General features: G+C 61.9%; 29 protein-coding genes and 1 riboswitch. Of the genes, 8 read left to right on the plus strand and 21 right to left on the minus strand.

What is annotated here, in order from left to right; all coding sequences use genetic code 11:
- Positions 1–42 precede the first annotated feature (42 nt).
- Together rmuC and BLQ09_RS02940 are read right to left on the minus strand one after the other, a co-directional pair.
- Positions 43–1,407: a DNA recombination protein RmuC gene (gene rmuC / locus BLQ09_RS02935; RefSeq protein ID WP_174557006.1), complete on the minus strand. Its 1,365-nt coding sequence runs from the start codon at positions 1,405–1,407 to the stop codon at positions 43–45.
- 175 nt (positions 1,408–1,582) lie between these two features.
- Complete coding sequence (locus BLQ09_RS02940) at positions 1,583–1,906, minus strand: SEL1-like repeat protein (RefSeq protein ID WP_043293316.1); 324 nt, start codon at positions 1,904–1,906, stop codon at positions 1,583–1,585.
- Between the two features lie 457 nt (positions 1,907–2,363).
- Between BLQ09_RS02940 and BLQ09_RS02945 the strand changes: the two genes are divergently transcribed.
- From BLQ09_RS02945 to BLQ09_RS02965, 4 genes are all read left to right on the plus strand, one after another.
- Positions 2,364–2,669, plus strand: coding sequence for a hypothetical protein (locus BLQ09_RS02945; RefSeq protein WP_065940586.1), 306 nt, complete (start codon positions 2,364–2,366; stop codon positions 2,667–2,669).
- Between the two features lie 444 nt (positions 2,670–3,113).
- Positions 3,114–3,335, plus strand: coding sequence for a hypothetical protein (locus tag BLQ09_RS02955; protein WP_010563939.1), 222 nt, complete (start codon positions 3,114–3,116; stop codon positions 3,333–3,335).
- A gap of 279 nt (positions 3,336–3,614) precedes the next feature.
- Positions 3,615–4,097, plus strand: coding sequence for a hypothetical protein (locus tag BLQ09_RS02960; protein WP_092355223.1), 483 nt, complete (start codon positions 3,615–3,617; stop codon positions 4,095–4,097).
- Between the two features lie 146 nt (positions 4,098–4,243).
- A complete protein-coding gene (locus BLQ09_RS02965) occupies positions 4,244–5,527 on the plus strand; it encodes an OmpP1/FadL family transporter (protein ID WP_092355226.1) in 1,284 nt (427 codons plus the stop codon).
- Between the two features lie 65 nt (positions 5,528–5,592).
- Here the strand turns inward: BLQ09_RS02965 and BLQ09_RS02970 are convergent, their stop codons facing one another.
- The 14 genes from BLQ09_RS02970 to cobO all read right to left on the minus strand — a co-directional run bounded on the left by BLQ09_RS02970 (position 5,593) and on the right by cobO (position 17,252).
- A complete protein-coding gene (locus tag BLQ09_RS02970; protein ID WP_027603814.1) occupies positions 5,593–6,144 on the minus strand; it encodes a glutathione peroxidase in 552 nt (183 codons plus the stop codon).
- Between the two features lie 35 nt (positions 6,145–6,179).
- Positions 6,180–6,302 carry a hypothetical protein gene (locus tag BLQ09_RS31450; protein WP_256568629.1) on the minus strand — a complete coding sequence of 41 codons (123 nt, stop codon included), beginning with the start codon at positions 6,300–6,302 and terminating at the stop codon, positions 6,180–6,182.
- Positions 6,299–7,498 carry an MFS transporter gene (locus tag BLQ09_RS02975; RefSeq protein WP_166655305.1) on the minus strand — a complete coding sequence of 400 codons (1,200 nt, stop codon included), beginning with the start codon at positions 7,496–7,498 and terminating at the stop codon, positions 6,299–6,301. The genes BLQ09_RS31450 and BLQ09_RS02975 overlap by 4 nt, the downstream gene beginning before the upstream one ends.
- A gap of 63 nt (positions 7,499–7,561) precedes the next feature.
- Entirely contained in the window at positions 7,562–7,966 is a 405-nt protein-coding gene (locus tag BLQ09_RS02980; RefSeq protein ID WP_027603812.1) for a MarR family winged helix-turn-helix transcriptional regulator, read from the minus strand.
- Between the two features lie 42 nt (positions 7,967–8,008).
- Positions 8,009–8,737 carry an adenosylcobinamide-GDP ribazoletransferase gene (locus tag BLQ09_RS02985; RefSeq protein ID WP_092355229.1) on the minus strand — a complete coding sequence of 243 codons (729 nt, stop codon included), beginning with the start codon at positions 8,735–8,737 and terminating at the stop codon, positions 8,009–8,011.
- Positions 8,738–8,739: 2 nt separating this feature from the next.
- On the minus strand, positions 8,740–9,315 hold the full coding sequence (gene cobC, locus BLQ09_RS02990) for an alpha-ribazole phosphatase family protein (protein ID WP_092355232.1): 576 nt from the start codon (positions 9,313–9,315) through the stop codon (positions 8,740–8,742).
- Positions 9,312–10,367: a nicotinate-nucleotide--dimethylbenzimidazole phosphoribosyltransferase gene (cobT, locus tag BLQ09_RS02995; RefSeq protein WP_092355235.1), complete on the minus strand. Its 1,056-nt coding sequence runs from the start codon at positions 10,365–10,367 to the stop codon at positions 9,312–9,314. Before cobT ends, cobC begins: the two co-directional genes overlap by 4 nt.
- The gene (gene cobU / locus BLQ09_RS03000) at positions 10,364–10,885 is read right to left on the minus strand and encodes a bifunctional adenosylcobinamide kinase/adenosylcobinamide-phosphate guanylyltransferase (protein WP_092355238.1); all 522 of its coding nucleotides are present in this window, start codon (positions 10,883–10,885) and stop codon (positions 10,364–10,366) included. The genes cobT and cobU overlap by 4 nt, the downstream gene beginning before the upstream one ends.
- Before the next feature lie 427 nt (positions 10,886–11,312).
- Positions 11,313–12,764 carry a cobyric acid synthase gene (locus BLQ09_RS03010; RefSeq protein WP_092355240.1) on the minus strand — a complete coding sequence of 484 codons (1,452 nt, stop codon included), beginning with the start codon at positions 12,762–12,764 and terminating at the stop codon, positions 11,313–11,315.
- Positions 12,761–13,750 (minus strand): threonine-phosphate decarboxylase CobD, encoded by a 990-nt coding sequence (gene cobD, locus BLQ09_RS03015; RefSeq protein WP_092355243.1) that lies wholly within the window; start codon positions 13,748–13,750, stop codon positions 12,761–12,763. Before cobD ends, BLQ09_RS03010 begins: the two co-directional genes overlap by 4 nt.
- Positions 13,743–14,651 (minus strand): adenosylcobinamide-phosphate synthase CbiB, encoded by a 909-nt coding sequence (gene cbiB / locus BLQ09_RS03020; protein WP_092355246.1) that lies wholly within the window; start codon positions 14,649–14,651, stop codon positions 13,743–13,745. Before cbiB ends, cobD begins: the two co-directional genes overlap by 8 nt.
- Positions 14,648–15,298, minus strand: coding sequence for a 5,6-dimethylbenzimidazole synthase (bluB, locus tag BLQ09_RS03025; RefSeq protein WP_092355249.1), 651 nt, complete (start codon positions 15,296–15,298; stop codon positions 14,648–14,650). The genes cbiB and bluB overlap by 4 nt, the downstream gene beginning before the upstream one ends.
- A complete protein-coding gene (locus BLQ09_RS03030) occupies positions 15,295–16,644 on the minus strand; it encodes a cobyrinic acid a,c-diamide synthase CobB (RefSeq protein WP_027603803.1) in 1,350 nt (449 codons plus the stop codon). Before BLQ09_RS03030 ends, bluB begins: the two co-directional genes overlap by 4 nt.
- Entirely contained in the window at positions 16,641–17,252 is a 612-nt protein-coding gene (gene cobO / locus BLQ09_RS03035; RefSeq protein WP_027603802.1) for a cob(I)yrinic acid a,c-diamide adenosyltransferase, read from the minus strand. The genes BLQ09_RS03030 and cobO overlap by 4 nt, the downstream gene beginning before the upstream one ends.
- Positions 17,253–17,324: 72 nt before the next feature.
- Positions 17,325–17,582, minus strand: a riboswitch (cobalamin riboswitch).
- 99 nt (positions 17,583–17,681) lie between these two features.
- Here cobO and BLQ09_RS03040 point away from each other — a divergent pair.
- Entirely contained in the window at positions 17,682–18,995 is a 1,314-nt protein-coding gene (locus BLQ09_RS03040; protein ID WP_092355252.1) for a PQQ-dependent sugar dehydrogenase, read from the plus strand.
- A gap of 122 nt (positions 18,996–19,117) precedes the next feature.
- On the opposite strand, the gene BLQ09_RS03045 is transcribed toward BLQ09_RS03040, so the two are convergent.
- The 5 genes from BLQ09_RS03045 to BLQ09_RS03065 form a co-directional block, all read right to left on the minus strand.
- Complete coding sequence (locus BLQ09_RS03045; protein WP_092355254.1) at positions 19,118–19,654, minus strand: C40 family peptidase; 537 nt, start codon at positions 19,652–19,654, stop codon at positions 19,118–19,120.
- A gap of 144 nt (positions 19,655–19,798) precedes the next feature.
- Positions 19,799–20,428: a C40 family peptidase gene (locus BLQ09_RS03050; RefSeq protein ID WP_027603799.1), complete on the minus strand. Its 630-nt coding sequence runs from the start codon at positions 20,426–20,428 to the stop codon at positions 19,799–19,801.
- A 209-nt stretch (positions 20,429–20,637) separates the two neighbouring features.
- Positions 20,638–21,342, minus strand: a complete 705-nt coding sequence (gene hda / locus BLQ09_RS03055; protein ID WP_027603798.1) for a DnaA regulatory inactivator Hda — start codon at positions 21,340–21,342, stop codon at positions 20,638–20,640.
- A 203-nt stretch (positions 21,343–21,545) separates the two neighbouring features.
- Positions 21,546–22,619 carry an AI-2E family transporter gene (locus BLQ09_RS03060; protein WP_065940599.1) on the minus strand — a complete coding sequence of 358 codons (1,074 nt, stop codon included), beginning with the start codon at positions 22,617–22,619 and terminating at the stop codon, positions 21,546–21,548.
- A gap of 42 nt (positions 22,620–22,661) precedes the next feature.
- Positions 22,662–23,702, minus strand: a complete 1,041-nt coding sequence (locus BLQ09_RS03065; RefSeq protein WP_092355257.1) for a DUF2066 domain-containing protein — start codon at positions 23,700–23,702, stop codon at positions 22,662–22,664.
- A 356-nt stretch (positions 23,703–24,058) separates the two neighbouring features.
- Between BLQ09_RS03065 and purM the strand changes: the two genes are divergently transcribed.
- The 3 genes from purM to BLQ09_RS03080 are packed head-to-tail and all read left to right on the plus strand — an operon-like array spanning position 24,059 to position 26,489.
- The gene (gene purM / locus BLQ09_RS03070; RefSeq protein ID WP_014719398.1) at positions 24,059–25,117 is read left to right on the plus strand and encodes a phosphoribosylformylglycinamidine cyclo-ligase; all 1,059 of its coding nucleotides are present in this window, start codon (positions 24,059–24,061) and stop codon (positions 25,115–25,117) included.
- Positions 25,117–25,767, plus strand: coding sequence for a phosphoribosylglycinamide formyltransferase (gene purN / locus BLQ09_RS03075; protein WP_027603795.1), 651 nt, complete (start codon positions 25,117–25,119; stop codon positions 25,765–25,767). The genes purM and purN overlap by 1 nt, the downstream gene beginning before the upstream one ends.
- An 8-nt stretch (positions 25,768–25,775) precedes the next feature.
- Complete coding sequence (locus BLQ09_RS03080; RefSeq protein ID WP_027603794.1) at positions 25,776–26,489, plus strand: DUF3108 domain-containing protein; 714 nt, start codon at positions 25,776–25,778, stop codon at positions 26,487–26,489.
- The last annotated feature ends 36 nt before the right edge of the window (positions 26,490–26,525 follow it).

A 26,525-nucleotide genomic window follows, 5' to 3' on the forward strand; every position in this document is an offset into this window, starting at 1 on the left:
ATTGGGGAGGGGGCTTGCCCCCTTCCACCTTTCGGATTGTGTTTATTCGGGCAGGTGCGCCACGCCGTCGGCGTCGGTCATCGCCCGCTCCAGCAAATCCGCCGGCAGGCTTTTGCTGGCACGCGCACCGAGCAACTTTAATTGCTCGGTGCGACTGACCAGGTTTCCGCGCCCATCTGTCAGCTTGTTCCGCGCCGCGCTGTAAGCCTTGTCCAATTGCTGTAGACGATTGCCCACTTCGTCCAGGTCCTGGATAAACAGCACGAACTTGTCGTACAGCCACCCGGCGCGTTCGGCGATTTCGCGGGCGTTCTGGCTTTGACGCTCTTGCTTCCAGAGACTGTCGATCACCCGCAGGGTGGCGAGCAGCGTCGTTGGGCTGACGATCACGATATGCCGGTCGAAGGCCTCTTGGAACAGATTCGGTTCGGCCTGCAAGGCCGCGGAAAAAGCGGCTTCGATCGGTACGAACAACAACACGAAATCCAGGCTGTGCAGGCCTTCCAGGCGTTTGTAATCCTTGCCGGCCAAGCCTTTGACGTGATTGCGCAGCGACAGTACGTGCTGCTTCAAGGCTGCCTGGCCGATCACCTCGTCATCCGCCGCGACATACTGCTGGTACGCGGTCAGGCTGACCTTGGAATCCACCACCACCTGCTTGTCGCCGGGCAGCATGATCAGCACATCCGGTTGGAAGCGCTCACCGTCCGGGCCCTTCAAGCTGACCTGGGTCTGGTACTCGCGGCCCTTCTCCAGGCCGGCGTGTTCCAGCACCCGTTCGAGGATCAACTCACCCCAGTTGCCCTGGGTTTTCTGGCCCTTGAGGGCGCGGGTCAGGTTGGTGGCTTCGTCTGACAGACGCAGGTTCAGCTGCTGCAGGCGTTCAAGCTCCTTGGCCAGGGAAAAGCGCTCGCGAGCCTCGTTCTGATAGCTCTCTTCCACGCGTTTTTCGAAGGACTGGATGCGTTCCTTCAAGGGATCGAGCAACTGGCCAAGGCGCTCCTGGCTGGTCTCGGCAAAGCGCTGCTCACGCTCATCGAAGATCTTGCCGGCCAGCTCAGCGAATTGCGCACGCAACTCGTCCCGCGAGCCCTGCAGGTCGGCGAGGCGCTGCTGATGGCTTTCCTGCTGCTCGCGCAGTTCGGCGCGCAAGGCGGCCGACAATGCGTCGAGGCGGCGTAATTCGGTTTCCTTGGCGCTGCGGTCAAGGTTCCAGGCGTGGGCGGCGTCGCGGGCGTTGTCGCGGTCGATCTGCAACAGCTCGACCTCGCGGCGCACTGCAGCCAGGTCCGCTTGCTTGGCGGCGTTGGCCTGGCTCAGATCGCTGATTTCATCGCGACTGGCATCCAGTTGAGCGGCGAGGCCCTCCTGGGCCAGTTGCGCAGTGGCCAGGCGCTCTTCGAGCAGTTCCCAACCGGTGGTCCGCGCGGTCAACCGCCGCTGAATCTGCCAGCACACCGCCAATAAAGGCACTGCGGCGCCAGCCAGGCCCAGGGCAACACTGGTCCAGTCAAAAACCATAGCCATTTCTGCCATCACCGAAAAGGAGCAAGGTTAACCAAGCGTAGAGCGTGAGGACAGCTCAGTCTTCGACCTGACCCAGTTCCCGTTGGGCACGGCGGTCACCGGCACGGGCGGCCAGGCGCAGCAGATCGTGGCCGATGCGGCGGTCGCGGGCGTTGCCGCACTCGCGGCACATCAATTGGCCCAGACGGCTTTGCGCAGCCACTACGCCCTCACGGGCCGGCTGCTTGAGCAAGCGCCCGGCGAAGTGTTTGACGTTGGTGCTATGCCCCAGGCGTGGGCTGTCGAGCAACCACAGGGCGACTTTCAAGGAAAAACGCTTGGGTGCGGTAACAGTCTGGGGGGTGTCGGTAACAGAAGGTGATACTGAGCGAAACTTCATAAAGCACTGTGGGACAGAACGGAAGGCGCGCCACTCTACTCTTTTTTTCGCACAGGTAAAGCTGAAAAAACCCGGCACGCCCGTTCTAGAGCAAGCGCTCGGGACAATCCACAGAAGCTGTGGATAACTCAGTGGACAACCAGCCTTTAACTCGCGCAAAGGCCCATGGAACGGGGCCCGCAGTCAAACTGACGATTTTTTCACCAATAAAAAAAAGCCAGATTTTTCATTGACTTAAATTTCCATTGCAGGCAAATGGCAGCCCTGTCCAGCGATCGACAGCCTGGTTACACACGCCGCAACTAATGTGCACAAGTACCGACCCGATGGTTATATCCCCGGCTTTTTTTGAAGCGATAGCCCTCAAAAATGTTACCGCCGAGGCAAAACAGGGACTTTTCAAATCTTTGCCAGCTCGCCACACTGCCCGACGGACAACACAACGCTGAGTGGGCCGATGAAAGGAATGCTGTTATTCGCCGTGTTGTTACTCGCCATCTGCGCCATTTCATTAGGGATCAATGTCGCGCTGCCATCCCCGGATGGGGCGTTGTTTGCCATCGCCATCCTGCTATCGGCCGCGTTCACCGCCGTGAGCTTGTGCATCGAGCTGGGTGAAGGGCGTATCGACGACATGGGCGATGTGATGAAGATGGTCGAGACCGGCCAATCCTTGCGCCTGACCCTGGCCGCCTATGGGTTGGGTTGTTCCCTGGCCGCCGCCGTCACGGTGCTGGTGTATCGCGGCCTGCTGGGCGGCTGATTGAAGTTTTTTGATTAACGCGCTTCCATTGCCTGTTTCAATCCGTTACTATCCGCAGCGTTAGTACCAAGCTGAAAGTCAATTCTGGTCGAACAACTCCCCTGAACAACACGGGATCGACCACCTCGATGGTTTCCAGGTATCACTTGCGACGACACTGCCTTTGAACAAGCAAAGGGTGCCGCGAAGTTTTCATACTCTGACCGAACCAACCTGCAAATTGATCAGGATCTTCACCCCGGGCCCAGAACCTTTGCCCTTGTTGTGTTGCCTGCCCTCCTAAGTACCTACCTGCCAGCCCAAGCGCGCCTAACTTAATCAGCGCTTCAAACTGGCTGCTTTGTTCCAGTCGGGTTCTTCGTTTGATCAATGGTGATCAACGTTACTGGAACGTTTTAACGTTGCACGGTTCTTATCCGTGTCATTTGTAGGAACACCAATAATATGTCCGCTATCCACACTCAGGATGCCATTCGCACCCTCACCAACGCTTTTGCCCCAATGAACTGCCTGATCATGGCCGCTCGCAAAGGCTGCTTCAGCTTCACCCTGGTCAACGAACATGGCATCGCCCGTCACAGCGAACGCCTGTACCCCGATCAATACTCCAGCGCTGAACCGCTGCAGGCCGTGATCGAGCGTACCCGTCAGGCACTGGTTGCCTGATCGACCCGAGTCGCTGAAACACAAAAAACCCTGTTTAAAACACAGGGTTTTTTATTGCCCGTCATTCTTGCCTCGAGTATTTGCACTAAGTTCAAATCGATATAAACGTTATAACTGGTTGAAGAAGATGTTTTAAAAACAGTCCTTTACCTCATGAATATGACACTACACTTCAACTCAAGCGGCATGATCCGCTTCCGACGAGCCTGAGAGCCGATCCACTGCTGCCAAGCCCCCTTTCTCAGGGCTCGTCGACCCTTTTCACGGATTGAGGCATGTATGGGTATCGCAGCCAGTGAATTGTGTCGTTATGTGATCCGGCCGACGCTGACGTACCTCGGCCAGCAGAGCCCCACGGCTGAGTCACTGCTGCTGGGTATCGCCGCCAGCCAGTCGGAATTGGGTTCTGCCCTGCATGATCGACGCGGCCACGGCCTGTACAGCATCACCGAACCTCGCCATCGCGCCTTGTGGGATAACTACCTGGCGCTCGACCCCGAGCGTGCCAGCCTGGTACGCGGGCTCGCCAGCCAACACGCCTTTCTCAGTGCGCCCCAACTGGAGCTCACCGTAAACCTGCGTTATGCCACGGCCATCGCCTGGCTCCTGGTCGAACAACACAGCCCCGCCCTGCCACCACCCGGTGATGTTTTAGCCATGGCGCGTATCTGGAAAGAAATATTTCATCCTCAAGGAAGGCTGCGGGATTTCGCCCAGGCCTGGCAAACCTGTGTTTCGCCCTTGAATCACGCGACCTGCTGACCGGGCAATTTGCAAGATTCGGCAAAAAAGCCGAATTTTGGTCTGATTGTCCTACAAAACCGCTCTATCTCCTGCATTACAGCCTATAGCGCGATGTTAATTTTATTGATACTTTCCGCTGCGGTGATCACCACGGAGTTCTAATAATGAAAAAAGTAATGCTCAAGACCACACTTAGCCTCGCCGTTGCCATGGCATCCTCCCAACTGTTCGCAAGCGGTTTCGCACTGAACGAACAGAGTGTCAGCGGGATGGGTACGGGTTTCGCAGGCCGCTCTTCTTCTGCCGATGATGCAAGCACTGTCTACGGTAACCCTGCCGGTATGTCGCGCCTGAATGGCCAGCAAATCACCGGCGGTGTTGCGGCTATCGATGCCTCTACCGACATCAGCAATACCGGTGGCAACTCTCGCGGCTCCAACAAAGGTGACATGGTTCCGTTCACCGCGGTGCCATTCGGTTTCTACACCAATAAACTCAACGATCAGTGGGCCGTCGGCTTCGGTGTATACGCACCGTTCGGCCTGGTGACCGACTATGAAAACGGCTTCCAGGGCCGTGGCTTCGGCAGCAAGAGCGAAGTGAAGGTCATGACCTTCCAGCCCACTGTCAGCTACGCCTTCAACGACCGTGTATCCATCGGTTTCGGCCCGACCATCAATCGGATTTCCGGTGTGCTCGAGTCGGACAAGACCCTCAGCCCGCTCGCTTCCGATACCAACGTCAAAATCAAGGGTGACGATACCGCCCTGGGTTTCAACGTCGGCGTATTGGTCCAGGCCACCGACACCACTCGCGTGGGCCTGACCTACCACTCGAAGGTCAAATACAAGCTGGAAGGCCACACCACGGTCAGCGGCCCAGCAGCCACTCAACCGTTCCTGCGTAACAACCGTTACGACGCTTCGTTGAAAATCGACACCCCAGAGTCCTACGACCTGTCGGTCACCCAAGACCTGACCGATGCCTGGAAACTCTACGGCGGTGCAACCTGGACCCGTTGGAGTCGCCTGAAAGAGATCACCGTCAACAACGAAGGCGTAACGGCTGCCGGCGGCGTACTGGCGCCAAGCCAACTCGGTTCCATCACCGAAGAACAAAACTGGCATGACACCTGGGCCTACGCCGTGGGTACCTCGTATCAGTTGACCAAGCAAGTCGTGCTGCGTACCGGCCTGACCTTCGACCAATCCCCGGCCAACAACACCGATCGTTCGCCGCGCATCCCGACGGGCGACCGTACGATCTTCAGCGTGGGCCTGGGCTACAAAGTCATGGATAACATGACCGTCGACTTGGCGTATTCGTACCTGAAAGAAGAAGACGTCAAGATCAACCAGACGGCTAACGCCCCGTCGACAGCCAGTTACCGCGCCAAATACGAAAACAGTGCCAACGGTTTCGGCCTGGGCATGACCTACACCTTCTGATCCGGATGGGTGTAAAAAAGCCCCGCTCTCCCGCAAGGGAGGCGGGGCTTTTCAGTGCCCGATAATCAGGGTTTGGACGCTATCGCCTGCTCCACCGCCTTGATCAGGTCGGGGCTGTCCGGCTTGGTCAGGCTGGAGAAATCGGCAATCACCTTGCCCTGGCGGTCGACCACGTACTTGTAGAAATTCCACTTCGGCGCATTGCTCTGCTGCGCCAATACCTTGAACAGGTGCACCGCGTCCGGACCCTTGACCTTCTGCGGCTCGGTCATGGTGAAGGTCACGCCGTAGTTCACGTAGCAGACCTTGGCGGTTTCTTCGCCGGTCTTGGCTTCCTGCTTGAAGTCATCGGATGGCACGCCGATCACCTCCAACCCTTCATCCTTGTAGCGCTGATACAGCGCTTCGAGGCCTTTGAATTGCGGCGCGAACCCGCAAAAGCTTGCCGTGTTGACGATCACCAGGGGCTTGCCGGCAAAACGTTGGCACAGGTCGATGGATTCCTTGGCGCGCAACTTGGGCAGTTGACCCTCCAGCAACGGCGGGCAATCGGCAGCCAACGCCACCCCGCCAAAAGCAGCCATCAGCACAGGTACAGCCAGCCAGCGCATCTGCATGTCGAAAAGTCCTTTAAAAAGTTCAGGCACCGAACTTAACAGATCGACATACCCAGTTGCATCAACGCCAGGCCACCGCGCTGCCAGCCCCACCAGGCCAGGGCCAGCAACAGCGCGGTCGCGGCGGCCCCGCAACACCAATACCAGGTCGAACTCATGCCGCCTCCATCTGCGCCTGCAATCGCGCCACCGGCCGCTCACGCACCGGCCAATTCAGGGCTGCGGCGAGCACGCTCAACAGGATCGCGACTTGCCAGATCAAATCGTAGTTACCGGTTCGATCATAGACCACTCCGCCCAACCAGCCGCCAAGGAACGAGCCAAGCTGGTGGAAAAGGAACACGATCCCACCGAGCATGGACAGGTTTCGCACTCCGAACAACGTGGCGACCGTGCCGTTGGTCAGCGGCACCGTGGACAGCCACAAAAAGCCCATGGCCATGCCGAACAGGTAGGCCGTGACTTCGGTCACCGGTGCCCACAGGAACAGGATGATCACCACCGCGCGCAGCAGGTACAACCCGGTCAACAGGCGCGGCTTGGACATGCGCCCGCCGAGCCAGCCGGCGGTGTAGGTACCGAAGATATTGAACAGCCCGATCAACGCCAACACCGTGGTACCGACGGTGGCCGGCAAGTGCTGGTCCACCAGGTAGGCCGGCAGGTGCACACCAATAAACACCACCTGGAAACCGCAGACGAAAAAGCCGAAGGCCAGCAGCCAGAACCCGGAGTGGGAGCAGGCTTCCTTCAAGGCTTCACCCAGGGTCTGCTGGCCGGCCATGACCGGCAGCGGGCGGTCCTTGAGCATGCTCACCAGCGGCAGGATCAGCGCCACCATCAAGCCCAGCGCCAGCAAGGCGGCCGACCAGCCCAGCCAACTGATCAAGCCCAACGTGCCCGGCACCATGGCGAACTGGCCAAACGAACCGGCGGCGCTGGCGATGCCCATGGCCATGCTGCGCTTTTCCGGCGCCACGGCGCGGCCGACCACGCCCAGAATCACCGAAAACGATGTACCCGACAGGCCAATCCCGATCAGCAGGCCGGCACTCAAGGACAATGACCACGCCGAATCCGACAGCCCCATCAACACCAGGCCTGCGGCGTACAACACCCCGCCGACAAACACCGCCCTGGTGGCGCCGAACCGGTCGGCCAGGGCACCGGTAAACGGCTGCGCCAGGCCCCAGATCAGGTTCTGCAAGGCGATGGCAAAGGCAAAGGTCTCACGGCCCCAGCCGAATTCGCTGCTCATCGGCGCCAGGAACAGGCCGAACCCGTGCCGCACGCCCAAGGACAACGCCAGGATCAGCGCACTCCCCACAAGGATCCAACCACTGGTGCGCCACATCGACGTCATTTCTTATTCTCCGTTCGCGGGTATATACCCGCTTGTATTCGAACAAACCCGCGTTCAGGCGAGTTCATCCAGCAAGGCCAACAGGGTTTCGCGTTTTTCCGCGCCGAGTTGATCGATCAATTTCTGTTGCGCCGCCTCCCAGGCGGGTAACGCTGCCGCCAGGCGCTCTTCACCGGCGGCGGTCAACAGCACCAGGCGGTTGCGCAGGTCATCGCCCTCTACCATCCGCACCAGGCCCTCACCTTCCAACACCCGCAGGTTGCGCCCCAAGGTGCTGCGATCCAGGCCCATGGCGTCGGCCAGGCTGGAAATGCTCGGTTGATCGAGGCGCTGCAGGTTGCACAGCAAGGAATACTGGGCGACGTTGATCCCGAAGCCGTCGAGGGCGCCGTCGTAGTGCCTGCTGACGCCACGGGCGGCACGTCGCAGGTTGGTGCATAAACATTGGGAGGCAAGCATGGAACGTGTATATACCCGCGATTAAGGAAATGCAAGAAAGTGTTACAACGCCAAACCGACCAGAATAGCCACTTCCAGCAGCTCCAGCAGCGCGCCAGCGGTATCGCCTGTGGTGCCGCCGAGGCGATTGACCATCAGTTGGCGCAGGCCGATAAAACACACGGCCGCGAGCAGCACGGCGAGCCCCCCGCTGAAACCACCGATCAGGATGCAGGCCAGGCCACTGAGAATCAGCACCTGTTGCCCGACGACGCGCGGTAGATGATCCGACAACGCCTGGCCCAAGCCACCCGCTCGCACATAACGGGTGGTGAGAAACAACCCCAGCATCGACGCCCGCCCGATCAACGGCGCGAGAATCAACGCCACACCGTTGCGCTGTTCGATCAAGGCCACCAGTGCGGTGAACTTGAGCAGCAACACCAGGCCCAGGGTGACCACGGCAATCGGTCCGCTGCGCGGGTCTTTCATGATGCTGAGGGTGCGCTCGCGGTCGCCGAAGCCACCCAGCCAGGCGTCGGCGCTGTCCGCCAGGCCATCGAGATGCAGGCCGCCACTGAGCAACACCCAGGCCGTCAGCAGCAGCGCGGCGTGCAACAACAGCGGCGATCCGATCAAAAGCGTATTGAGCCCCCACAGCAGCACGCCGAACAGCAACCCGACCACGGGATAAAACAGCAACGAGCGCCCCAGTTCCTGCGGCTGCGGCATACCCGGCAGGCGAATCGGCAAACTGCTCAGGAACTGCACGGCGATCCAGAACGGCAGCATGCTCAGATTCCTTCCTTCAACACGCCATCGGCGCCGACCTGCAGGTTGAACAACCCACCATGAGCGACTTCGACATTCAGCAACTGCCCACGGGGCAGCCCCCGAGCCTGGGCCAACAGCAAACGCATCACCCCACCGTGGCTGATCAACAGCACACGCTCACCGGCATACGCCTTATGCAGCTGCAGGACGGCGCCCAAAACCCGCTGGGAAAACGCGCTGACCGGTTCGCCCTGGGGCGGCGTGAAGCTATAGGGATCGGCCCAGAACCGGCCCAGGCCTTCGGCGTCGGTCTCCATCAGCGCCGCCGCACTCTGCCCTTCCCAGGCACCGAAGTGCAGTTCCTGCAGGTCCTTTTCCAGGCTCACCGGCACATTCAACCGCGCGCCCAGTTCCTCCGCGAACCGCGCGCAGCGTTGCAGCGGCGAGCTGATCAGCCGATCCCAGGGCCCCTGCGCCAGCACGGCGGCGCGCATCTGTTCCCAGCCCTTGGCGGTCAATGCATCGTCAAGGCTGCCGCGCAGGCCGCCACCCAGTTCGGTTTCGCCATGGCGCAACAGGTCCAGGTGCAAAGTCATGCCGGACGATCTGCCACGGCCGCTTCGGCAAACGTCGCCATCTGCCCGTGCAGCGCACACGCCAGGCGCAGCAACGGTACCGCCAACGCCGCGCCACTGCCCTCGCCCAGGCGCAGGCCGAGTTCCAGCAACGGTTGTGCATCGAGGCTCTGCAAGACATGGCGATGGCCAGGCTCGGCACCGCGATGGCCGAACAGCAGCCAGTCGCGGCACGCCGGGTTCAAGCGCGTGGCGACCAGCGCCGCGACGGTGCAGATAAACCCATCCACCAACACCACGATGCCTTCCTGGGCACAGGCCAGGTAAGCCCCCACCAGGGCAGCGATTTCAAAGCCGCCGAGATTGCACAGGGTGTGCAGCGCATCCCCACGCTGCGCGGCATGCAGCGCCAGCGCGCGCTCGATCACCGCCACCTTGTGACTGACGCCTTGGGCATTCAATCCGGTGCCCGGGCCCGTCAGCTCGGCAACCTGGCAATCGAGCAAGGCGCAGGCCAGCGCACTGGCGGCGGTGGTGTTGCCAATGCCCATCTCACCGCCGACAAACAACTGCGCACCGCTTTCACGGGCGCGCAGCACACTGTCGCGACCCGCCTGCAATGCCAATCGGCCCTGGGCGCCGGTCATTGCCGGGCCCTTGACGAAATTGGCGGTGCCCGCGCCGATATTCAGGTGACGGACGCCGGGCAGGTTCAGCGAAGGGGTCACCGTACCGAGGTCGACCACTTCCAACTGCGCATCCAGTTGCCGCGCCAATACACTGATGGCCGCGCCACCGGTGACAAAGTTATGCAGCATCTGCCCGGTCACTTCCTGGGGAAACGCCGATACACCCTCGGCAACCACACCATGGTCACCGGCAAAGATGGCAATCCACAGCTGATCTACCGACGGCTTGACCTGGCCCTGCAAGCCGGCCAATTGCACGGCCAGCGCTTCCAGCTGGCCCAGGGAACCGGCCGGCTTGGTCAATTGCTGCTGGCGCGCCAGGGCTTGTTCGTACGCCGAGGCGTCAATGGCCTTACAAGGGTTGAGCCACCAGGTGTCAGTCATAACGCAGTACCTTTCAACGTCAGGGGCAGGCCGGCAACCGTCAGGACAACACGCTGACATCGCTCGGCCAAGGCTTGATGCAGCCAACCGGCTTCATCCACATAGCGGCGAGTCAATTCGCCCAGCGGCACGACACCCAGACCGGTCTCGTTGCTGACAAAAATAATTTCACCCGGCAGCACGGCCAGGCTTTCCAGCAATTGATCGCGCTCGAACGCCAGGCGCTGCGCGTCTTCGAGCATCAGCAGGTTGGTCAACCACAGGGTCAGGCAATCCACCAGCAGGCAACGACCGGGCGCGGCGTTTTCGCGTAGCACACGCGCCAGCTCGACAGGTTCTTCGATCAAACCCCAGTGATCAGGGCGACGCTCGCGATGCAAGGCAACGCGGGCATTCATCTCGCCGTCAAGCGGTTGGCTGGTGGCGATATAGATGACGGGCAAAGCGCTGTCGCTGGCGAGCTTTTCGGCCAGGCGGCTTTTACCGGAACGGGCGCCGCCTAAAATCAGTTGAAGCATGAGACACCCCCTACCCACCCACCCATCCACGATGCGCAGCGAGTCGTTTTTGATCTGGCTTTTGATCTGAGGTCGCCCCGTAAACCACGCTGGCCGAACGCAGGCTTGAATCCGTGGGTAACCCGGCAGGACGCCGGGTTAGCCGCACCGGGCCAGGGATGGCCCATTGCGGCGGCCCACGGATTCAAGCCGGAGTGAGGGCACACCGAGCCCAAGCGAGGTGCCGAGTGGTGGGGCGAAGGCCTTTTGCTTACTTTTGGGCCTTTCCAAAAGTGAGCCGCTGTAAGAGCGGAACCATAAGTGGCCGTTACCGCAGGAATGGATATGTACTCGGTATACCCGAACAATTCAACACCTGATACACCGCTATCGGGGGCAAGTCGAATCGTCGCACCGCTCCTCCCACATTTGAACCGTGTGTACACCCTTAAACCCCACACAGTTTGCGCAACAAATCGGTATCCAAGTGGTTCTCCACCAGATCCGCCAGGCGCTCGATATCGCGCTCGCGCAGGGCGTGATAATCCACCGCCTGCACATCCTGCAACCCGGCCCAACGCAGCAACGCACCGCAGGCCGCCGGGGTCTCGAACACGCCATGCAGATACGTGCCGAGAATCTGCCCATCAGCACTGTGCGCGCCGTCACGGCGACCGTCCTCCAGCAGCACGGCGGCGTTCGCCAGGGCCGCGCCGCATGTCACGCCGGCATGGATCTCATAGCCACTGACCTCGGCGTCCTCCAGCAACAAACGCCCGCGTACATTACGCAACTGTTTCTCGGCTTCCAGGGTGGTACTGAACGCCAGCAGCCCCAGGCCGTCGCTGGAACCGGCCGGCCCTTCCAGGCCCAACGGGTCGTGCACCTGCTCACCGAGCATCTGCAAGCCGCCGCAAATCCCCAGCACCTTGCCGCCGTAGCGCAAGTGCCGCGCCACGGCGGTGTCCCAGCCATGGGCACGCAGGTACGCGAGGTCGCTGCGCACACTTTTCGAGCCCGGCAGGATGATCAGGTCGGCGGCCGGAATCGGCTGGCCCGGCCCGATGAACTGCAAATCCACTTGGGGATGCAGGCGCAGCGGATCGAAATCCGTGTGGTTGCTGATGCGCGGCAACACCGGCACCACCACCTTGAGCACCTGCGCCGTCTTGTCGATCTGACGTTGGTCGATGCCGTCCTCGGCTTCCAGGTGCAGGTCCATCACGTAGGGCAATACGCCCACCACCGGTTTGCCGGTGCGTGCCTCCAACCAGTCCAGGCCCGGTTGCAGCAGTGCGATGTCGCCGCGAAAACGGTTGATGATGAAGCCCTTGACCCGCGCCTGTTCGCTGGGAGAGAGCAGTTCCAGGGTGCCGACCAGATGGGCGAACACCCCGCCGCGATTGATGTCGGCAATCAGCAGCACCGGGCAGTCGACGGCCTCGGCGAAGCCCATGTTGGCGATGTCATTGGCGCGCAGGTTGATCTCCGCCGGGGAGCCTGCGCCTTCCACCATCACCACCGGGTAGGCTTCGCTCAACCGTGCGTGGGAGGCCAGCACCGCCTGCATCGCGATGGCTTTGTAGTCGTGATAGGCCACCGCGTTCATGCTGGTCACGGCGCGGCCATGGATGATCACCTGGGAGCCGGTGTCGCTGTTGGGCTTGAGCAGCACCGGGTTCATGTCGGTGTGGGGCGCCAGGTTGGCCGCCTGGGCCTGCACCGCCTGGGCGCGGCCGATCTCGCCGCCTTCGGCTGTCACGGCGCTGTTGAGCGCCATGTTCTGCGGCTTGAACGGCACCACGGCAATGCCCTGGCGTACCAGCCAGCGGCACAACGCAGTCACCAGGGTACTTTTGCCGGCATCGGAGGTGGTGCCTTGCACCATCAGCGTCGTCATGAGGCGTCCTTGTAGGCCGCCAGCGCTTCGTCAAGGCGCAGCCAGTCGGCCTCGGTGTCGGGCAGGCCAAACCGTACGCTGCTGTTGTGCACAAACAGGCGCAGCAAGATGCCGCGCTGGGCCATGAATTCGTGCATGCGTTCGGCGTGCGGGGTGATCAGCCATTGGAACAACGCGCAGCCGCCCTGGGGTTGAAAGCCACGGCGTTCGAGCAGTTCAAACAAACGCTGGCCGGCCTCGATGCAGCGTGCCCGCTGCCGCGCATGGCCGGCGGTATCGCGCAGGCACACTTGGCCCAGCACCCGCGTCGGCCCGCTGACGGCCCAGGGCCCGACCTGTTCGGCCAGCAACTTGAGCAGCCTGCGCTCGGCCAGCACAAAGCCCAGGCGCACACCGGCCAGGCCGAAAAACTTGCCGAACGAACGCAGCACAATCAGGCCGACCTGATGGGCCTGGCTCGCCAGGCTCAACTGCGGGGTGACATCCATGAACGCTTCGTCCACCACCAGCCAGCCGCCGCGCTGGGCCAGCCTTGTGTGCCAATCCAGCAGGCGTTGCGGGGCCAGGCTCAGCCCGGTGGGGTTATTGGGATTGACCACCACCAGCACGTCGAGGACGTCGAGGAAGAAGTCGACTTCCTGCTCCTGCACTTCACGCACCACGTAGCCGGCACGCCGCCAGGCCTCGGCATGTTCGGCGTAGCACGGCGACAGCACGCCGACCTTGCCGGCACGGCGCAGGCGCGGCAGCAACTGAATCGCCGCCTGGGAGCCGGGCACCGGCAGGACATGCGCGGCGCCGTAATACTCGCTGGCCGCCTGTTCCAGGCCGTCGTCCGATTCCGGCAAGCGCGCCCAGGCCCGCAGCGGAATCTCCGGGATCGGCCACGGCCAGGGCGCGAGGCCGCTGGACAGGTCGAGCCAATCGGCCTCGGCAATCCCGTACTGAATCGCTGCCTTGCGCAGCCGGCCACCGTGCTCAAGCATAAAATTGCCCCCCCACGCAGAGAATCAGCAACCACAACCATACGCCGCGCTGCACCAGTTGCCAGCCGCGGTCGATAGAGTCGGCATCCGCCGCAGGGCCTTCGCCCAGTGGCGGACGCTGGTGCACCTCGCCGTGGTAAATCGCGGCGCCACCCAGCTCAACGCCCAACGCGCCAGCGCCGGATGCCATCACCGGCCCGGCATTGGGGCTGTCCCAGGTCGGCCCCTGGGTGCGCCAGCATTTGAGGGCCAGGCGGGTTTTGCCCAGCACGGCGTAGGTCAAGGCCACCAGGCGTGCAGGAATATAGTTGAGTACATCGTCGATCTTGGCCGCGGCCCAACCGAAACGCTCGAAGCGTTCGTTGCGATAGCCCCACATCGCGTCGAGCGTATTGCTCAGGCGGTAGAGCACCACGCCCGGCACGCCGGCGACGACAAACCAGAACAGCGCGGCAAACACCGCATCGCTGCCGTTTTCCAGCACCGATTCGGTGGCGGCACGGGCGACTTCGGTACGGTCCAGTTCACTGGTCTGGCGGCTGACCAGGTAGCTCACCCGTGTGCGGGCCGCGTCGAGGTCATCGCTGCGCAGGGCCTGGGCCACCGGGATCACATGCTCGCCGAGGCTGCGCATGCCGAGGGCGCAGTACAACGCGAGGATCTCCAGGACCCAGCCGATATACGGCGCCCACGACAACGCGGTGGCCAGCAGGGTCAACGGCACCACGGCGATAACCCATGCGGTCACGCCATGGCTGCGCCAGCCCCGGCCACCGCTGTTGAAACGCTGCTCGATGCGCCCGGCAAAATTGCCGAACGCCACCAGCGGATGCCAGCGCCTGGGCTCGCCCAGCAGCGCATCCAGCGCCACTGCTGCGACACACAGCAAGGCCACACTCATTGACTCACTCCCCACGCGTTTTCATACACCATGTCACTCAACGGCCGAGGCTCGGTCCAGCCTTCGAGCTGCAACATCGGTGCCGGGTAAAACTCCGTCACCGGCCCCAGGCACAAGACCGCCAGGGGTTTCGCGCCGGGCGGCAGGCCCAGCAGGTCGGCCAGGGCCTGGGGGTCGAACAGCGAGACCCAGCCCATGCCCAACCCCTCGACCCGCGCCGCCAGCCACAGGTTCTGGATCGCACAGGACAGCGACGCCAGGTCCATCTCCGGCAAGGTGCGCCGCCCGAAGATGTGGCGCTCGCGATCATCCATCAACGCCGCCACCAGCACTTCGGCGCAGTCGTGGATGCCTTCGACCTTGAGCTTCATGAACGCATCGGAGCGCTCGCCCAACGCCTCGGCGGTGCGCACGCGTTCTTCTTCCACCAACTGTTGAATCCGGCTGCGCAATGCGCGGTCGCTGATGCGGATAAACCGCCAAGGCTGCATCAGGCCGACACTGGGGGCCTGGTGCGCGGCCTGGAGCAGGCGATGCAGCAATTCGGGCGCGACACTGCCGCCGCTGAAGTGGCGCATGTCGCGGCGTTCGGCGATGGCGCGGTAGACGGCGTCGCGGTCGGCCTGGGGGAAAGCGTTGTCGGTCATGGCCCTATCGGGGGCAAGCCCCCTCCCACAGTGGATGGGGTTTCAGCTCGGTCCGGGGCAAACAACGCGGCTACCGCCGTCGGATTCGACGGGAAATAGAAGTGCACGTAAGAGGCCGTCATCCGCCCCTGCCGGAACACCGCTTCGGCACCGCGCCCACCGTTCGGGCTCAGGCCACGGGCAATCGGCTGGCACTCGGTGCTGGTCAGGGAATGGTGGTACGTGTGCCCGCGCAGCACGCCTTCCGGCAATTCGACGCTTTGCAGGGCCAGGGCCGCGAGTTTCTTTTGCATCACCGCATCGCCTTGCAGCAGGCCGACCAGTTCGGCGCGGGTGCCGTCGACATCGGTGAGCGAATCCAGCAGGTAGAGCATGCCGCCACACTCGGCGAGCAAGGGTTTTCCGGCGGCATGATGGTTACGAATGGCGTCAAGCATCGGCGTGTTTTGCGACAGCGCCTGGTGGTGCAATTCCGGGTAACCGCCGGGCAAGTACAGGCTGTCAGCCTCGGGCAGTTGGCAATCATGGATCGGCGAGAAAAACGTCAGTTCGGCCCCCATCGCCCGCAGCAGGTCGAGGCTGGCGCCATAGGTGAAGGCGAAGGCTTCGTCACGGGCCACCGCAATGCGCACACCGGCCAGCAACGGCTCGGCCTCGATCACTTCCGGCGCGGCGAAGGTCACCGGTGGCGGCAATGCGACTTCGCAGCTGCTGCCCAGGGCCTGGGCGGCGGCGTCCAGGCGTACGTCGAGGTCATTCAGCTCGCTGGCCTGCACCAGGCCCAAATGGCGGCTGGGCAGTTCGATCCCGGTTTCGCGGGACAGGGCGCCATACCAGCGCAAGCCTTCGGTGAGGCTGCCTTCCAGCAACTGCGCATGGCGCAGGGTGCCGACGCGGTTGGCCAGTACCCCGGCAAACGGCAGGTCCGGCTGATAACGCGCCAGGCCCAGGGCCAGGGCGCCGAAGGTCTGGGCCATGGCGGTGCCGTCGATCACACCGAGCACCGGCACGCCGAAATGCCGCGCCAGGTCGGCGCTGGACGGTGTGCCATCGAACAGGCCCATCACGCCTTCGATCAGGATCAGGTCGGCCTCACCCGCCGCTTCCCACAGCAGCCGACGACTTTCCTGCTCGCCCACCATCCACATGTCCAATTGATACACCGGCGCACCGCTGGCGCGCTCGTGGATCATCGGGTCCAGGAAATCCGGGCCGCATTTGAACACGCGTACCCTGCGCCCCAGGTTGCGGTGCAAACGGGCCAGCGCGGCGGTGACGGTGGTTTTGCCCTGGCCGGACGCCGGTGCGGCGATCAGGACGGCCGGGCAATGACGGGGCTGATTCAAAGTTCGACGCCCTTCTGTGCCTTGATCCCGGCCTGGAACGCGTGCTTGAGCATGCCCATTTCGGTGACGGTGTCGCCCATTTCGATCAGTTCAGGCTTGGCGCCACGGCCGGTGACGACCACGTGCTGCATCGGCGGACGCGCTTGCAGGTCGCTGAGGACCTGGTCCAAGTCGAGGTAACCATGCTTGAGGGCGATGTTCAGCTCATCCAGCACCACCAGGCCGATGGTGGGGTCTTGCAGCAGTTCACGGGACACGGCCCAGGCGGCTTCGGCGGCAGCGATATCGCGCTGGCGGTCCTGGGTCTCCCAGGTGAAGCCTTCGCCCATCACGTGGAAACGCACTTGCTCGGGGAAGCGGCGGAAGAACAACTCCTCACCGGTGCTGTTGCGCCCCTTGATGAACTGCACCACACCGCACTGCATGCCGTGGCCCATGGCGCGCGCAAGCATGCCGAATGCCGAGCTGCTCTTGCCTTTGCCGTTGCCGGTCAGCACCAGCAGCAAGCCGCACTCATTGGGGGAATTGGCGATGCGCTCGTCGATCACGGCTTTTTTGCGCAGCATGCGCGCCAGGTGGCGTTCGTCGCGGTCGGGGGTATCGGTCATGGCAGCTCTCCATTGGGGCTGGACAAAAACGGCAGGCAGGAAAAAACAGACAGCCAAGCATCGCCCACCGTGATGCTGTTGGATGATCCAGGCCGGTCTCCGGGCTCATGAGTGGTGCGCTGGCTCATCGACAGAGCGAACACGCCGACGGCGCGCCTTCCCATATCGCGGGCGATACAGTGGCAAAAGGCACCGTCTTGACTCATTTACCGTTGCGGGGGCAGCGCCGGAATCGCGGCAGCACTGTGTACAAGTGCGCTCGCTCACCGGCTTCCCTGTTTCACTCGGTCGACCCATGGGTCACAGAGCACCTGGAACAAGCCGCGAAGGTTAGTGGGTTGGGGGTGGAGCGTCAATTAAAGCTGGCCTTGCACTTGAACCATCGCACCAGCGCCCTCCTCTACCCTTACAGGTATCAAGGAGAACACCATGCATAAAACCAGACTCGCCCTGCTCATCATGCTCGCCGGCACCCTCGCGGCCTGCGGTGAAAGCTCCACCCTGCAGGTGTCCGACGGCACCGGGCCGTCGCCGCAGCTACCGGAGCCGAACAAAACCCTGATTCCCACGGTGAACATTGCCCCGGCTATCGGCTGGCCGGAGGGCGTGAAGCCAACGGCAGCGGCCGGCACCCACGTGGCGGCGTTCGCCGAAGGCCTGGATCACCCGCGCTGGCTGTATGTATTGCCCAATGGCGATGTGCTGGTGGCAGAAACCAATGCGCCGCCCAAGCCGGATGACTCCAAGGGCATTCGCGGCTGGGTCATGGAGAAGGTCATGGGCCGCGCCGGTGCCGGTGTACCGAGCCCCAATCGCATTACCCTGCTGCGCGACGCCGATCACGATGGTGTTGCCGAGACCCGTACGGTGTTTCTGGAAAACCTCAACTCGCCCTTCGGTATGACACTGGTCGGCAATGACCTGTACGTCGCCGATTCGGACAAGCTGCTGCGCTTCCCCTATCAAGCGGGCGAAACCGCGATCAAGGCAGCTGGCACCAAGGTGGTCGACCTGCCTGGCGGCCCCCTGAATCATCACTGGACCAAGAACGTGATCGCCAGCAAGGACGGCAGCAAGCTGTACGTGAGCGTCGGCTCCAACAGCAACGTCGGTGAAAACGGTCTTGAGGCGGAACAGGGCCGGGCGGCTATCTGGGAAGTGGATCGCGCCAGCGGCCAGCAGCGCATTTTCGCTTCCGGCCTGCGCAACCCTAACGGCATGGCCTGGGAACCCCAGAGCGGCAAGCTATGGACGGCGGTAAACGAGCGCGACGAGATCGGCAGCGACCTGGTGCCGGACTACATCACCTCGGTCAAGGATGGCGGGTTCTATGGCTGGCCCTTCAGCTATTACGGCCAGCATGTGGATGTGCGCGTCACACCGCAGAACCTGGACCTGGTGGCCAAGGCAATCGTGCCGGACTATGCGGTAGGGCCGCACACCGCGTCTTTGGGCCTGACGTTCGCCGAGGGCAGCAAACTCCCGGCTCCGCTCAGCAACGGCGCGTTCATCGGCCAGCATGGCTCGTGGAATCGCAAGCCCCACAGTGGCTACAAGGTGATCTTCGTGCCGTTCGAGGCAGGCCAACCTAAAGGGCAGCCGGTGGATGTGCTGACCGGGTTTCTCGATAAAGATGAGAACGCCATGGGCCGGCCGGTGGGCGTGGTGATCGATCAGCAGGGGGATTTGCTGGTGGCGGATGATGTGGGGAACAAGGTGTGGCGGGTGTCGGCGGCTCAATAAACGCCCCCAGAAGCAACACAGAACCAATGTGGGAGGGGACTTGCTCCCGATAGCAGTGGGTCAGGCACAGATACTGTGACTGATACTTCGCTATCGGGGGCAAGCCCCCTCCCACATTTGGTTCAGGGATTACGTGCCAGGTTTGCTGGCAACACACGCTTGGCGCTCAGATAGGCATTCTGCCAATACGCCTTGGACAAGGTGTCCAGCTTGACCGTACCGCCGGTCTGCGGCGCATGCACAAAGCGGCCTTCGCCCACATAGATGCCGGCGTGGCTGACCTGGGAGCCGCCACCGGTGGCGAAGAACAGCAGGTCGCCGGTCTGCAGGTTCTGCTCGCTGACATCCTGGGCGCGCATCACGATCAGCTCGCGGGTGGTGCGCGGCAGGGAGATGCCGGCGGCATCGCGGAAGACGAAGCCGATCAGGCCACTGCAATCGAAACCCGAGTCCGGCGTGTTGCCGCCCCAACGGTAAGGCGTGCCGACCAGGCCCAGTGCACGAAAGAGTACATCTTCGGCCGCAGGCGAGAAATTCTGGGTGGAATAGTTGAATACCGGCTTGGGCTTGACCGCAACGGGAGCGGGTGGCGGCCGGCTGGCGCAGGCGCTGATAAGCGCGGCGCAGAGGAAAAGGAGCAGGCGGGCTGAGGTCGACATGTGCAGAACAATCCTGGTCTGGATGCGGCTATCGCTGCCGAACGCTGAAAACCAGAACGCGCAAGCAAAGCTCGCGCGAACGGATTACAACAATGTCCAGGGATTCTAGCGCTTACACGTCAAACTTCAAGTATCACTTTAAGTTTACTTACTGGCGGTAACCGTAGTCGGGGCCATGGCGAGTGCGCGCTTGGCTTCGATGAAGGTTTTGCTCCAGTAGCTGTCACCCAGGCTGTCGACTCGAACACCGCCACTGCGACGGCTGCTGGAGTGGATAAACTGGTTATCGCCCAGGTAGATACCGGCATGGCTGACGCGACCACGGCCCGCAGTACTGAAGAAAAGCAGATCACCGGGCTTGAGGTTGTTGCGCGCGACCAACGGTGCTTTCACGTTGATCATTTCGCGAGTGGAGCGTGGCAGGTTCATGCCAGCTTCTTCACGAAACAGGTAGCCGATGAAACCGCTGCAGTCGAAACCGGCTTCAGAGGTACCGCCGAAACGGTAACGGGTACCGATCAGGGACATGCCGCGTTCGAGGATGCTGTCGGCCAGGACTGGAAGCTGGTAAGGCTTGTTGCCGGAGAAATCGGCCAGTTCCTTTTCGGTTGCCACCTCTTCTTCATAGACAGAAGCAGACTGTGCAGCAACGAATTTTGCCTGGGACTGTTGTTGAGGTTTTTGCTGCTCAACCACCTGTTGAGGGTGGGAGGCGCAACCAAACAACAGGGTAACGAGTGCGAGGGGCACGAGGGGTGCGAAGCGATTTAGCATGGGCACGACCGTGGCTGGTATGTAAAGAAGTCGAGACTATGCCTTCTATCACATCGATTTGCAAATTCAATCGTGATCTATGTGACTTCACGATTGGACTATGACATCTAAGCCGTAATTCCATTTATCGGTTCACATGCGTAGCCAACGTGGCTTAGACGCAGGATTTCTGGCGCCTGGAAATTGCCGAACCCCGTAGATTCAAGCAGTTACCAGCCCAACGTTTCCTTGAGAAAAGGGATCGTCAATTTTCGTTGAGCCTGCAGGGAGGCCTGATCGAGCTGCTCGAGCAAATCGAACAACGCGCTCATGCTGCGGGTGCCACGGGTGAGGATAAAGTGCCCGACCTCATCGGTGAGGTGCAGGCCGCGACGGGATGCGCGCAATTGCAGGGCCCGCAGTTTGTCTTCGTCGGAGAGTGGGCGCATCTGGAAGATCAGCGCCAGGGTCAGGCGCGACTTGAGGTCGGCCAGCTTCACCGGTAACTCCCGTGGCGAGGTGGAGGCGGCAATCAACAAGCGCCGTCCGCTGTCCCGCAGGCGGTTGAACAGATGGAACAGCGCCTCTTCCCAATCCGCCTTGCCGGCCACCGCCTGCAGATCGTCCAGGCACACCAGTTCGTATTGCTCAAGGTTGTCGAAGATCCCGATGCCGCGATCCATCAACTCGGCCAGGGGCAGGTAAACCGCCGGCTCGCCCATCTGCTCGAAACGCAGGCAAGCGGCCTGCAACAGGTGGGTACGCCCGACGCCGTGTTTACCCCACAGATAGATCAGGCTTTCGGTCCACCCGGCGTCGGCTTCGCAGAGCCGCTCGACATAGCCGAGTGCAGCGGCATTGGCGCCTGGGTAGTAATTGATAAAGGTAGCGTCATCACGCAGACGCACACCTAAGGGCAGCTGAATCGGTTTCATGCTGACTGAACGGCTCCCATCGAACCGTTAGTGGCCTCTGTGTAAAGTTTGCAAAGTTTATACCCGTGACGCCGGGCGCACAATGCAGCAGACCACAAGCAAAATCAAAGGTTTGCGTTAACTTGCCGGTTTTAAGCGGATTGTTTGACGCCATAGCCCCATAAACAACAAACCCGGCCGAAGCCGGGTTTATGACGCAGCGGTTACAGGTCGGGGTCTTCGACCCCCGTATAGGCGTCGGAATCCTTGTACAGATCGTGCACATGACGCACCAGCACCATGATCACCGCCGCCACCGGCAGTGCCAGCAGGATGCCGGTAAAGCCGAACAGCTCGCCGCCCGCCAGGATCGCAAAGATCACCGCCACCGGGTGCAGGCCAATCCGGTCCCCCACCAGCAACGGCGTGAGCACCATGCCTTCCAGGGCCTGGCCAACCATGAACACCGCGACAATCCCCAGCATCGGGTACAGGTCGCCGCCAAACTGGAACAGGCCAGCCACCAACGCCGCGCCGATCCCGATCACAAAGCCCATATACGGCACGATAGCGGCAAGGCCGGCGATCAGGCCGATCAACAGGCCCAGCTCCAGGCCGATGGCCATCAAGCCCGCCGCGTAGATGATCCCCAGTGCCAGCATCACCAGCAGCTGCCCGCGCACAAAGGCACCAAGCACCTCATGGCACTCGCCGGCCAGGGCCACGATGCGCTCTTCACGGTTGCGGGGCAGCAGGCTACGGATCTTGGCCATCATGATGTCCCAATCACGCAGCAGGTAGAACGCCACCACCGGAATCAGCACCAGGTTGGTCAGCCAGCCGATCAGCGCCAGGCTGGAGGCGGTCGCCTGGCTGAGGATCACCCCCACAATATCGGTGGTCTGGCCCATGTGCTCGCTGATCGCCGCCTTGACCTTGTCGAACTTCCAGAAGCCATCCGACAGGCCCAACTTGGCCTGGGCCCACGGCATCGCCGTGTGCTGCAGCCAGTCGAGCATCTGCGGCGCCAGCTCATAGAGACGAAACAGTTGCTTGGCCAGCATCGGTACCAGCACCAGCACCAGCGCGGTGATGATCAACGTGAACAGTGCAAACACCGCAACCACGCCCAAGGTCCGCGACAGACCGGCTTTTTCCAGGCGATCCACCACGGGATCGAACAGATAGGCGAGCAGCAACGCAACCAGGAACGGCGTCAGGATCGAATGCAGCAGGAACACAAAAACGCACAGCAGGACGATCCCGCCAAGCCACACCCAACGACGCGTATCCGCCATAAACCACTCCATTATTTGCTTCTATCTATATAGGAAGAACTTTTACCAACGAAAATGCAGTTGCGCCTGGGGCGCAGGTGCCGCTGGCGGTTGTGTGCCATCGACCGCAGGCTGCTGCGCCGGGGCCTCACCGACAGGCACTTCCTGCAACCTGGCCAGGCTCAACTGGGTACGCAACTGATCGGCGCTGCCGTTGACCCGATACACAATACGATTGCCATCCACCCATTGCGGCTGGCCGCCAAACGGCTCAAGCAGGTGCCCCAGGGCCGCGTACCGCTCCAGGTTCATGCCCTGCACTTCCAGCAGTTGCTCGGTACTCACACCGGGCTTGACCGCAAAGCGCGGCGCCAGTTTTTGGCTGACCGCCAGCATGACTGCATCGGCCAGCGCGCCCGTGTCGGCGCCTTGCGCGGTGCCCTGCTCGCTCTTGTCACCCAGCCACAGGCGCCATTTGGCCTGCCATTGATTGCCTTCCTGGCGTGCATGCACGGCCAGCAAGGCGTCGGCACCGTAGCGCTCGGACGCGGCGCGCAATGGCGTGGCATCGGCGCTTTCAAGATTCGGCGCGGTGGCGACCACCTGTTCATCCAGGTCCCCCAGGGGCAGGCGCAATGGCAAGCCACGGTGCTGTGCCGCACGGCGCAGCGCCTGGGCAGCGGCCTGGCCATCGCCGACCAGGCTGCTGCCTTCGGTGGAGTCGTTCAGCCACCAGCCGAGGATCGAGGGCCGATTGCTGCCCCAGATCGACAGGCCGGCGTCACGCAAGGCGCGATCGGTGCTGACCGGGTCGAAGTCCACTTGCAGGCTCTCGGGCGGGCCGGCGTCGTAACCGTATTGAGTGATGATTTGCTGCGGATCCTTGCGAATCGCCGCCAGGCCCGGGCCTTGTGCGGCCTTGGCGTCGCCGGTGAGGCGGATCACCAGGGTCTCCACCGCACGCTGGGTCGCCTGGTCGCGCTCTTGCGGCGATTGGCTGCTGACGGGTTCGAGTACCTGGTACAGGCCATTGAGGGTTTCGGCATGACTCGCCAGGCTGATCAACGACAAGCAGCCTACAAAAAAGACATTACACAGACGCATGGAAGATTCCCGAACGACAAATTTAGCGGCTGGAACAGACCGCGTGAAATCGGTGTAGCCAGGCTGTGACCACAGCGACAACTAAAACATTCACGGGGTCCCGGTAAGTTTTCGCCATGTCATTAACGACAGCGGTTTAAAGGCTATACCTTAATACGTGCCTGAACAGACCCGATCAGCATTTTTTAACCGGCTTTTTTAAATCTATCTGCCCTGCCCGTCGGCCCGAGGATGGCCGCTGCCCCTCAAGCCTGATAAAATCGCGCGCCTTCGCAGACCGTCAACGGCTGGGCCTTTTACCAAAAGCGCCTGCCCGCTCGGTCGTTACCCCTGAATCCCCCCTAAAGGCCTGGATCATGAGCAAGCAACCCTCCCTGAGCTACAAGGACGCCGGTGTAGACATCGACGCCGGTGAAGCATTGGTCGAACGCATCAAGAGCGTTGCCAAGCGCACTGCGCGCCCCGAAGTCATGGGCGGCCTGGGCGGTTTTGGCGCCCTCTGCGAGATCCCGGCCGGCTACAAGCAGCCCGTATTGGTTTCCGGTACCGACGGTGTGGGCACCAAGCTGCGCCTGGCACTGAACCTGAACAAGCACGACAGCATCGGCATCGACCTGGTGGCCATGTGCGTCAACGACCTGGTGGTATGCGGTGCCGAGCCGTTGTTCTTCCTCGACTACTATGCCACCGGCAAGCTGAACGTCGAGACCGCCACCCAGGTGGTGACCGGCATCGGCGCCGGCTGCGAACTGTCGGGTTGCTCCCTGGTCGGCGGCGAAACCGCTGAAATGCCAGGCATGTACGAAGGCGAAGACTACGACCTGGCCGGCTTCTGCGTCGGCGTGGTGGAAAAAGCCGAGATCATCGACGGCTCCAAAGTGGCTGCCGGCGACGCCCTGCTCGCCCTGCCATCCTCCGGCCCGCACTCCAACGGCTACTCCCTGATCCGCAAGATCATCGAAGTGTCCGGTGCCGACATCGAGAACATCCAGCTCGACGGCAAGCCGCTGACCGACCTGCTGATGGCCCCGACCCGCATCTACGTCAAGCCACTGCTCAAGCTGATCAAGGACACCGGCGCGGTCAAGGCCATGGCCCACATCACCGGCGGCGGCCTGCTGGACAACATCCCGCGCGTACTGCCAAAAGGCGCCCAGGCGATCGTCGACGTGGCCAGTTGGCAGCGTCCTGCGGTATTCGACTGGCTGCAGGAAAAAGGCAACGTCAATGAAACCGAAATGCACCGCGTGCTGAACTGCGGCGTGGGCATGGTGATCTGCGTCGCGCAGGAACACGTTGAAACCGCGCTGAACGTATTGCGTGAAGCCGGCGAGCAGCCTTGGGTCATCGGCCAGATCGCCACCGCTGCCGAAGGCGCGGCTCAGGTTGAACTGAAGAACCTCAAGGCTCACTGATGCCTCGGACCTGTGATGTCGTGGTGCTGCTTTCCGGCACCGGCAGTAACTTGCAGGCCCTGATCGACAGCACGCGCACCGGCGACAGCCCGGTGCGCATCGCTGCGGTGATCTCCAACCGCAGCGACGCCTACGGCCTGCAACGCGCCAGGGACGCGGGTATCGAAACCCGCTCGCTGGATCACAAGGCTTTCGAAGGCCGCGAGGCCTTCGACAGCGCCCTGGTCGAACTGATCGACGCCTTCAACCCCCAACTCGTGGTGCTGGCCGGTTTCATGCGCATTCTCAGCGCAGGTTTCGTGCGGCACTACGAAGGGCGCCTGCTGAATATCCACCCTTCCCTGCTACCCAAATACAAAGGCATGCACACGCACCAGCGCGCCCTCGATGCCGGTGACAACGAGCATGGCTGCAGCGTGCACTTCGTCACCGAGGAACTCGATGGCGGGCCTCTGGTCGTACAGGCAGTGGTTCCGGTAGAGTCTGACGACTCGGCGCAGACCCTTGCGCAACGGGTGCATACCCAGGAACACAGGATTTACCCGCTGGCTGTGCGCTGGTTTGCCGAGGGGCGGTTGATTCTTGGTGACCAGGGTGCATTATTGGACGGTCAGTTACTTGCGGCCAGCGGCCACTTGATTCGAACCTAGGAGATTTTATGCGTCGCGCCTTGCTCTTCGCTTTTGCGCTGTTCGCCTTGCCTGCCGTGCAAGCGGCAGATCTACACCCGTTCTCCGCCAGCTACACCGCCGACTGGAAACAGTTGCCCATGAGTGGTTCGGCAGAACGCAGCCTGACCAAGAACGGTGACGGCACCTGGACCTTGAACTTCAAGGCTTCCATGATGATCGCCAGCCTGACCGAAACCAGCGTGATCCTGTTCGACAAGGACACCCTGCAACCGAAGAGCTATGCCTTCGAACGCGGCGGCCTGGGCAAGACCAAGAAGATCAATCTGGACTTCGACCCGTCGACCAAGAAAGTCACGGGCTTTGAAAACAAAGACCCGGTCAATGTGCCCCTGCAAAGCGGCATGCTCGACAAGTCGACCTACCAGTTGGCCTTGCAGCGCGACGTGGCAGCCGGCAAGAAAAGCATGAGCTACAACGTGGTTGAAGGCACCGACGTCGACACCTACGACTTCCGCGTGATCGGCCCGGAAAAGGTCCAGACCAAGGTCGGCAGCATTGACGCGATCAAGGTCGAGCGCGTACGCGACCCGACTCAAAGCAAGCGCATCACCCAGATGTGGTTCGCCAAGGACCTGGGTGGCATCCTGGTAGCCCTGCGTCAGGTGGAAACCGACGGCAAGGAATACAACATCATGTTGCAAGACGGTACCGTTGACGGCAAAGCCATCAAGGGCAGCTGATTGGATTGATGAGCAGAGAAGAGCCTCGCTGAATGC

Origin of the sequence: Pseudomonas sp. NFACC25, assembly GCF_900100935.1 — a bacterium.
GTDB classification, from domain to species: Bacteria; Pseudomonadota; Gammaproteobacteria; order Pseudomonadales; family Pseudomonadaceae; genus Aquipseudomonas; species Aquipseudomonas marginalis.

Coding starts and splice junctions, on each gene's coding strand:
- BLQ09_RS02960 (WP_092355223.1), top strand. CDS start 3,615: ATGGGTATCGCAGCCAGTGAATTGTGTCGTTATGTGATCCGGCCGACG.
- BLQ09_RS03080 (WP_027603794.1), top strand. CDS start 25,776: ATGCGTCGCGCCTTGCTCTTCGCTTTTGCGCTGTTCGCCTTGCCTGCC.
- BLQ09_RS02955 (WP_010563939.1), top strand. CDS start 3,114: ATGTCCGCTATCCACACTCAGGATGCCATTCGCACCCTCACCAACGCT.
- BLQ09_RS31450 (WP_256568629.1), bottom strand. CDS start 6,302: ATGAGTTCGACCTGGTATTGGTGTTGCGGGGCCGCCGCGACCGCGCTG.
- BLQ09_RS03040 (WP_092355252.1), top strand. CDS start 17,682: ATGCATAAAACCAGACTCGCCCTGCTCATCATGCTCGCCGGCACCCTC.
- purM (WP_014719398.1), top strand. CDS start 24,059: ATGAGCAAGCAACCCTCCCTGAGCTACAAGGACGCCGGTGTAGACATC.
- BLQ09_RS03045 (WP_092355254.1), bottom strand. CDS start 19,654: ATGTCGACCTCAGCCCGCCTGCTCCTTTTCCTCTGCGCCGCGCTTATC.
- cobC (WP_092355232.1), bottom strand. CDS start 9,315: ATGACTTTGCACCTGGACCTGTTGCGCCATGGCGAAACCGAACTGGGT.
- BLQ09_RS03060 (WP_065940599.1), bottom strand. CDS start 22,619: ATGGCGGATACGCGTCGTTGGGTGTGGCTTGGCGGGATCGTCCTGCTG.
- hda (WP_027603798.1), bottom strand. CDS start 21,342: ATGAAACCGATTCAGCTGCCCTTAGGTGTGCGTCTGCGTGATGACGCT.
- BLQ09_RS02985 (WP_092355229.1), bottom strand. CDS start 8,737: ATGCTGCCGTTCTGGATCGCCGTGCAGTTCCTGAGCAGTTTGCCGATT.
- cobU (WP_092355238.1), bottom strand. CDS start 10,885: ATGCTTCAACTGATTTTAGGCGGCGCCCGTTCCGGTAAAAGCCGCCTG.
- cobO (WP_027603802.1), bottom strand. CDS start 17,252: ATGACCGATACCCCCGACCGCGACGAACGCCACCTGGCGCGCATGCTG.
- BLQ09_RS02945 (WP_065940586.1), top strand. CDS start 2,364: ATGAAAGGAATGCTGTTATTCGCCGTGTTGTTACTCGCCATCTGCGCC.
- cobT (WP_092355235.1), bottom strand. CDS start 10,367: ATGACTGACACCTGGTGGCTCAACCCTTGTAAGGCCATTGACGCCTCG.
- bluB (WP_092355249.1), bottom strand. CDS start 15,298: ATGACCGACAACGCTTTCCCCCAGGCCGACCGCGACGCCGTCTACCGC.
- BLQ09_RS03010 (WP_092355240.1), bottom strand. CDS start 12,764: ATGACGACGCTGATGGTGCAAGGCACCACCTCCGATGCCGGCAAAAGT.
- BLQ09_RS02940 (WP_043293316.1), bottom strand. CDS start 1,906: ATGAAGTTTCGCTCAGTATCACCTTCTGTTACCGACACCCCCCAGACT.
- BLQ09_RS03050 (WP_027603799.1), bottom strand. CDS start 20,428: ATGCTAAATCGCTTCGCACCCCTCGTGCCCCTCGCACTCGTTACCCTG.
- BLQ09_RS02965 (WP_092355226.1), top strand. CDS start 4,244: ATGAAAAAAGTAATGCTCAAGACCACACTTAGCCTCGCCGTTGCCATG.
- purN (WP_027603795.1), top strand. CDS start 25,117: ATGCCTCGGACCTGTGATGTCGTGGTGCTGCTTTCCGGCACCGGCAGT.
- BLQ09_RS02980 (WP_027603812.1), bottom strand. CDS start 7,966: ATGCTTGCCTCCCAATGTTTATGCACCAACCTGCGACGTGCCGCCCGT.
- BLQ09_RS02970 (WP_027603814.1), bottom strand. CDS start 6,144: ATGCAGATGCGCTGGCTGGCTGTACCTGTGCTGATGGCTGCTTTTGGC.
- cbiB (WP_092355246.1), bottom strand. CDS start 14,651: ATGAGTGTGGCCTTGCTGTGTGTCGCAGCAGTGGCGCTGGATGCGCTG.
- BLQ09_RS02975 (WP_166655305.1), bottom strand. CDS start 7,498: ATGTGGCGCACCAGTGGTTGGATCCTTGTGGGGAGTGCGCTGATCCTG.
- BLQ09_RS03065 (WP_092355257.1), bottom strand. CDS start 23,702: ATGCGTCTGTGTAATGTCTTTTTTGTAGGCTGCTTGTCGTTGATCAGC.
- cobD (WP_092355243.1), bottom strand. CDS start 13,750: ATGCTTGAGCACGGTGGCCGGCTGCGCAAGGCAGCGATTCAGTACGGG.